The sequence below is a fragment of the Xenorhabdus anantnagensis genome (genome assembly GCF_028598555.1).
Lineage (GTDB): Bacteria > Pseudomonadota > Gammaproteobacteria > Enterobacterales > Enterobacteriaceae > Xenorhabdus > Xenorhabdus anantnagensis.
Map to the genome: position 1 here is coordinate 1 of NZ_JAQRFN010000055.1, position 5,552 is coordinate 5,552.

Consider the following 5,552-nt stretch of genomic DNA (forward strand, 5'->3'; position numbering starts at 1 on the left):
GCCGGGGAGTTTTTAAGGTTCATCAGGCGCAGAACTCATCGTGGCGCGGGTATCCATACTCATAGAGACGCCGGATAGATTTAAGCAAGCCAACCATACATCAAAATGAGTGTTGCAAAAACGGGGAGGACCATAGATTGTTACGGTGGCGGATCGGGAGCGGATTGCCCGGTACTTCCTTGATTATTTGAAAGACAATGGCATCAAACTCCGGCAAATGGATAGCCTGAAGGTGAAATATATTGAGCACTACATCGCTGAACGCAAAGCCAACAATATCAGTCATCGGACACTGCAAAATGAAATGTCGGTGCTGCGAGCCATTTTAGCGCAGGCGGGAAAGCACAAGCTGGCTGATCCCGATAATACCCGCCTGAGTAACCGGGCATTGGGTATCGCTGATACCAGCCGCAAGGGAACGAAAATGGCGCTGGCACCGGCTGCGTTCCGGGATATTTTTCAGCAGGTGGAGCAAAAAGACCGGCGTGTCGCGGCGGTGATGCAACTGGCGTATGTGCTGGGACTGCGTACCAAAGAAGCGGTGGAAGCCTACAAATCGTTAGCGACCTGGAAGAAAGCACTGGAAAACGGGCATACGTCTGTGCGGGTGGTGTTCGGTACTAAAGGTGGACGCCCCAGACAGACGGTCATACTGGATCGGGAAGCCCTGCAACACGCGATTGTTTATGCTGAACGCGAGCAGGCCGGGCGTGGCGGTAAACTGATTGATAAGCCGACGATCACGCAGGCCATCGACCGTTACCGCTATATTGTCAGACGTGCAGGACTGAGCGGCAAGAAAGCGCCGCATAGTATGCGTTATCATTTTGCTCAGCAATCCGGGGAGCATTATATAGCGCAAGGATTTAACGAGCGGGAAGTACTGGCGCTGGTGTCGATGGATTTAGGGCATGGTGACGGGCGCGGACGTTATATTAAGCAGGTGTATTTCCAGAATATTGAGGGCGAATAAGTTGTATTGGAGCACACACGGTCTGCTGCTCTGGTCATTGGAATATGAGCAAAGCAATCTTTAATCTTAGGTGATTATTAATATGTTATTGCTAACTCGCTTCTGGACAGAAATGCGTTAGAGTTTCTTCTCTAACGCTTTCTAGCTTCAGATTAGTAAAAAGATGTTGAAGAGTTAAATCTTTGTTAGGCAAAAAAATCAGTGAATAGTGTTTGGGCTTGTGTACGATTACACAAAGTCAAAGCAAGAGGGCTTAATTTCTTTCTGTTATTGCTTTTTCTTTCTTGATATGAATGCCTTACCAATAATAGCTGCATATGCTATACAAGATTCAAGCCCTTTTTTGTCTGCAAATTCTATCAAGAAACGACCAAGTTGTTGTTCGTTAAAACCATTTTTGATTAAAGATGTTGTTATCTCATCAATGTCCAAGTCATTACTTTCATTATTATCATAATTAAAACTATTTTGCTCAGATCTATATGTGTGTTGCACTGAATTTTCCTTTCTTGCAGGCTCATCGAGTTGCGTGACGTCTATAGAACGAAGCTGTGTAATCTCAACAGTTTTAACGTTGCCAGTTTTACTCTTAATTAAAATTGACTGTCCAAAGTCAAATTTCATCCACTGCCATGAATGTGTTTTCGTTTTCGAGATATTATTATCAATAGGATTAACAGTGCCAAGCCCTATGACATAATAATTGCCTTCATAGTTTCTTACTAAGGTGTCGCTTTGTGTTTGTGGCGGCTGCCATTTATTTATATTAGGATAAATGAAACTTGTCGCAATGTTCCCTTCGGAAATTTTATTTAACCTAATAGACTCTTTTATTATATAGTCACTATCTTGTATATCCCAATGGGGAATATCGTTGTAGCAACCTAATATTGCACCTGCCATGCTTGCAATTGAATCAGTATCAGTGCCTAAAAAATTAACACAAGAAATAATGGCCTCGTATGGAGAACAGTCCTTAAATAAGTGGCATAGCAAACTGCTAGCAATAGCAGTATTAGTGGCAGCCCCTCTTCTCTCATTTTTATCACATTTTAGAGCAACAATTACAGCCTGATAATTTTCAGATGGTTTGCTTGTTTTCTTTAAGGCATTTACAGCACTTGATAAGTACTCTTTGGATTCCCTACGAATTCGCTCTACTTCATCATATAAATTCTTTCTGCTAATGTTTTCCCAGTTTGGCAACCAGAAATTCTTCAACTCATAGACGCTATTTATAATGTCTGGTATGGCTGAGAAGTTATCTATTATTTTCTCGAGTTCTACAGGACTCGCTGGCTTTCCATTTAGTAATGCATATTGTAATGTATCTGCATGTAGTATTGCCCCACATACGGATAATAAATGCCCGTGAGTGACCAGAGAATCTTTAATGACAGAAACTTCATATTTTCTTTCGATTAAATTTTTACAGCTCCAAACATGAGGTTGTATCCTCATGGCTGTTCCATTCCCCCCTGAATTTGTATACTCAATGTAATTATTTTTATAAAAATTTGAAAACCAATTGGTATCTTTTCGCATAAGGTTAGTAGCTGCAGCTTTAGTTGCCCTTCCCGCACCTAATGCATAAGATAACCATACAGGAAGTTCAATCTTAGCGAATGATTCAATATCAAATTCGCCATTTCCCCTTATGCATCTTGAAATAGCCAATCGCAGCTGAGTATCATCAGAATATGTACCAGCTGGCAGATTAACATTAACTCCTGAATATCCGCCGATTTTTCTACTCCAGTTTACTGGCTTTTGCAGATAATTGTCAGAGATTCTCCGTTTTAATCCCTCATCAGCAAGCTCTGATATCCACCCAATAGAATCACCAGCGGCAGCCCACAGTGCAGAATTTATGACTTTTTTTTCTCTGAGTGAGTTCATTTTACCCTCTTAGAGTGTGTTAGGCACACCGGAAAACTTTTCTGGACAAATAATAACATTTACCCGGTCAAAACCAAAGGTCCTAAGTGTTCCATGTATCGACGCAGCATGTTCTTCATTTTGAACATAGACGCACCTTAGAAAATTCATATCAAGTGGGTTTGGATATAAGACTTCAGCTTGTTCACAGGTAGTTAAATGATTAGCTCTTTCATTTCGGGAAATATGATTACCTGTCCATCTTATAATTGTTTCATCAAACATTGCTTGTAACCCAGCCAAGTCTGGTGTTCTAATCACCGAAGTATAAATGTTGTTTGTAGTTGTAAAATATACACCTAGATGGGTTAATATAATAGGATCGAAAGACATTATACACCACCATTTATTATTTGAACCACTAAACCAGCGCTTTGCTGCATTGAAATATCTAGTGTTAATTTCACTAATGGAAAGATTTATATAATCTAACCAGTCTTTATCTTTATTAAATACTTCTTGTGCCTCTTGGCGTTCACTTGCTACAGGAGACGCAATATAACTCAAGTATTGATCTGTATCCAATGCTTTCCGTGATAATACAGTTCTTGAGCCTGCACAACCTGTAAGCCCTTTTTCCGATGTAAAATGCAGAATTTCTTTTATGCCATTATCTTTAATAAATTGTTTAATTGTCATTTATAAATTTACCTCGTCAAAGGTTCCATTTGTGAAATAATTTACTAAATCTGATTTTTCGGATTCTTTGTATCCTATAACAACGGACTCTCTTGCTCGACTGATAGCCATTGCTAATAGACGTTTTAATTGTTGCAACTTATCATCATTTTCATCGTCGAGGTGTTGCATATTAGTATTGCTCAAACCTAATATAATAACGTGATCAAATTCAAGGCCCTTAGCCGAATTCATTGTTGATAGAGCAATGTTTTCTGATCCCCTGGGCCATACTTTATTCTTTGTGATTGTTATGTAAGAGAGTCTGCTATTTGTTAACTGTTTTTTTATTTCGTTGAACTAAGCCCCGCCTTTAGGTTTTAGAAATGCTAAGGATTCAGTTTCTAAATCTACATGCCTACGAATATAATCAATTGCATAACTAACTTGCTGAGAATATAAGCCTTTACAAACAATTGGCTTCGGTCCATGCCTAGTTGCTTGTGTAAAATCACTGACGCTTCCATCGTCATCTATAGTTAAACCTTGAGTAATAGAGGCAGCAAAAGTTGCAATCTCTATTGTATTTCTATGGTTTTCTTTTAGCCTATAGTATGTTGCATTTCTCATGTCTAAACCTGTCTCAGCCCAAGTAAACCCACGAGGATATAGTCGTTGTATTGTATCGATAACAAATGTTAAATAGTAATCTTCCTTGAGGTGATTGAGAATTGCCCTAATTTGATTAACTGAAAAATCTTGTGTTTCATCAACAACAATTATGTCATAATCTAAACAACTATTTGAGATCATTTTCTCACATTGTGTGTGCCAATCATCTAATTTTCTTTCTTCAAGATATTGCACATATTCTCGAACTATATTAATTAGAATCTGGCGTGTTGATCTAGTTACTTGAGGAGATAATCCACGGCCGGTTCTTTCTATAGTTAAATACCTATCTAAATCGGAATAAAGAAACCTACCTCTTAAATAATCTATTTCATCAAGGATGAAATTTAAGTCATAGCCTAATGAGATACATTTATTTAATAAATATGAAGTTTGCTCTTTATCTTGTATTAATTCAGTATTTAAATGAACCTTTGCCCAGTTAGCAAAAGTATCATTTTCAATTTGTACAGGTATCGCGCCAGTTTGAATACTATCGTTTATAAGACCTTCTATGTACCCAGCTAATGTTCTATTGAATGAAAGAACTAACGTTTTGATAGGGGCTTGATCATTATTAAGTGTTCTACGATATGATAGGGCGTTGACTATTGCAGTCAATCGAAGTAAAGCACTTGTGGTTTTACCACTGCCTGCGGCACCTCTAATAACCACAATTCCAAACGTGTTTCTACTTACTATCGGCAATTGTTCGCGTGTAGCTCGATGGTTGGATAAAATTTTCAAGAATTCTCCTCATTCTATCTTTTCATATCAAAGTGTTTCTTGCTTATCTAACAGATAGTTAATTTTTAGAAATAGTATATATTGTTGTTATTTCTGATCCTTACTATTTCCATATCAAATATAGAAATCACCAGGTGTTATATTCTATAAACCTCAAGTTACAATTTGCAAGGCGAAAGCAGATTATTATTTCCTGAATAGTGGAGGATAATAAATGCATCTTGAAATACGATGATATAAAAAATGCGTTGTGACTTTCCAATCTTCCAGATAAGAGATTTACTATTTAGGTCATAATATATTTAACCATAAATATGGTGTTCTATTAGATAGAATAAAGTCAACAAAAAAAATAGTAAGATATCTCAGATTTAATATTAAGTTAATCAGATAAATTATCTGCATTACTGTTATAATCGATAACCCGATAATCCGACTTTCTGCTTGTTCTTATGAAATCGAAGATAACACTTTCTGAGCCTGAACGAATGACATTGCAACAACTTGCTTTGAATCACCCACACCGGGACATCCGTACGCGAGGAACGGGTTTGCTCATGCTTGCCAGGGGAGTCAAGCCGTCCCAGATCACCGCTGAGATAGG

Annotated in this window: 4 protein-coding genes and 1 pseudogene; 1 reads left to right on the forward strand and 4 read right to left on the reverse strand. The window is 38.1% G+C overall.

Translation table 11 applies throughout. The features are described 5' to 3' along the window. Positions 1-142: 142 nt before the first annotated feature. Positions 143-973, forward strand: a pseudogene (locus PSI14_RS19420) (integrase domain-containing protein); the annotation flags it as partial. A gap of 267 nt (positions 974-1,240) precedes the next feature. On the opposite strand, the gene PSI14_RS19425 reads toward PSI14_RS19420, so the two are convergent. From PSI14_RS19425 to PSI14_RS19440, 4 genes are read right to left on the reverse strand one after another with little or no spacing between them, the layout of a single operon-like run. Continuing rightward, on the reverse strand, positions 1,241-2,872 hold the full coding sequence (locus PSI14_RS19425; RefSeq protein WP_273577626.1) for an ADP-ribosylglycohydrolase family protein: 1,632 nt from the start codon (positions 2,870-2,872) through the stop codon (positions 1,241-1,243). Between the two features lie 9 nt (positions 2,873-2,881). Further along, positions 2,882-3,550, reverse strand: coding sequence for a DarT ssDNA thymidine ADP-ribosyltransferase family protein (locus PSI14_RS19430; protein ID WP_273577627.1), 669 nt, complete (start codon positions 3,548-3,550; stop codon positions 2,882-2,884). Next, complete coding sequence (locus PSI14_RS19435; protein ID WP_370688897.1) at positions 3,551-3,880, reverse strand: 3'-5' exonuclease; 330 nt, start codon at positions 3,878-3,880, stop codon at positions 3,551-3,553. 9 nt (positions 3,881-3,889) lie between these two features. Continuing rightward, on the reverse strand, positions 3,890-4,948 hold the full coding sequence (locus PSI14_RS19440; RefSeq protein WP_273577628.1) for an AAA family ATPase: 1,059 nt from the start codon (positions 4,946-4,948) through the stop codon (positions 3,890-3,892). Between the last annotated feature and the right edge of the window lie 604 nt (positions 4,949-5,552).

Excerpts from the sequence above, each read along its gene's own strand:
- PSI14_RS19430 (WP_273577627.1), bottom strand. The coding sequence starts at position 3,550 with ATGACAATTAAACAATTTATTAAAGATAATGGCATAAAAGAAATTCTG.
- PSI14_RS19425 (WP_273577626.1), bottom strand. The coding sequence starts at position 2,872 with ATGAACTCACTCAGAGAAAAAAAAGTCATAAATTCTGCACTGTGGGCT.